The sequence below is a fragment of the Streptomyces sp. LS1784 genome, assembly GCF_020103755.1.
Taxonomy (GTDB): domain Bacteria; phylum Actinomycetota; class Actinomycetes; order Streptomycetales; family Streptomycetaceae; genus Kitasatospora.
The window spans coordinates 1-1,476 of the sequence record NZ_JAHSQD010001032.1 but is presented as its reverse complement, the minus strand read 5'-3'; the positions used below and the strand labels follow the sequence as shown (position 1 = coordinate 1,476).

General features: G+C 75.5%; 1 protein-coding gene. It reads right to left on the bottom strand.

What is annotated here, in order from left to right; genetic code table 11:
• A partial coding sequence (locus KS423_RS45375; protein WP_224285501.1) for a beta-N-acetylglucosaminidase domain-containing protein occupies positions 1–1,476 on the bottom strand: 1,476 nt, incomplete at both ends.

Here is a 1,476-nt window from a genome sequence, read left to right as displayed (position 1 = left end):
GGGCGCGGCCTCGCCGGCCAGCTGGGTGGTGGCCGGGGTGCCGGCCAGGGTCCGCTGGGCGGTGGCCATGGTGGCGAAGGCGTCCCGCAGCGGGGCGGCGGCCTCGACCAGCCTGGCGAGGTCGGGGGCGGCGCCGGAGGTGGGCTCGGCGGCCGCCCAGAAGCGGTCCAGCAGCGGCGTCAGATAGCCGGACTCCTGCTTGGACAGCGGCGAGGAGGTGCTGTTCCCGGCCAGCGCGGTGACCGCGGACAGCGCGGTCCCGGCGGGCGTCGGGGCGGCGCCGGTCGGTCCGGCCAGCGAGCGCACGGCGGCCTGCCAGGACTCCTCCGGGCGGTACCCGGCCGGGTTCCAGGCGAAGTCACCGGCCGTCGAGAGGGCTATCCGGGAGGCCACCGGCTGCTGCATCGCGCCGGTCAGCAGTGCCGCCGAGCGGGTGGCCACCTCCGGGTCGCGCCCGCTGTAGGCGCCGAGGAAGAGCCGGTCCGGGGTGGCGTCGTTGACCGGGTAGTTGTCCATGGTGAGCAGCGGGTGCCCGTACAGCCCGGCGGTGTCCGAGGCCTGGGCGCCGGTGATCTTCTCCGGGATCACCCCGACCCCGCTCCAGGCCACCTGCACACCCTCCGGCAGTGCCGCCGCCAGCGCCTTGCGGTACGGGGTGGAGCCCTGCTGGTGGTACTCGGTCGGGACGACGGACAGCGGCGCCAGGCCCGGGTTCTTCGCGATCAGCCGGTCCTGCACCTTCTTCACCAGCGCGGCCTGGGCCTTGGCGGCCGCGGCCGGCCCGGTGCCGTACTCGTCGCGGTCGTCGCCGCAGTGCCACTCGTCGTAACTGACGTCCAGGAACTGGAGCTGGAAGGCGGTGAAGCCGAGCTTGCGCAGCCCGTCCAGCTTGTTCACCAGCGCGTCCACGTCCTTGCCGGAGCTGAAGCACAGGGACTGCCCCGGGTCGATCGCGTAGCCGAGCGTGACGTGGTTCTGCCGCGCCCGGAAGCCCAGCTCGCGCAGCTCCTCGGCCTGGGCCTGGGGGTAGGCGTTGCGCCAGCGGGAGAGCCGGTACGGGTCGTCACCGGGGGCGTAGAGGTAGAAGTTCTGCTTGGAGCGGCCCAGGAAGTCGACCTGCTCCAGCCGCTGCTGGGCGGTCCACGGGGTGCCGTAGAAGGCCTCCGCGGTGCCGCGCACCGGCGCGCCGGTCGGCCAGTCCCGCAGCGTGATCCCGGGCAGGCCGAGCCCGGCCGCACCCGGCGCCTGGCCCTGCCCGGCCGGTACGGCGGCCAGCAGCTGACGCAGGCTCTGCGCGGCGTAGAAGGTGCCGGTGGCGTCCACGCCGGCCAGCACCACGGCGCCGTACGTCCCGCCGCCCTGGGCGGGCAGCTGACCGGCCGACAGCACGTACCCTCCGGCCGGCATCCCCGCGGTCGAGGGCGCGGCGCCCTCCTTGCCGCCCGCCGCGACCGCCAGCTGCCCCAGCACCCGGCC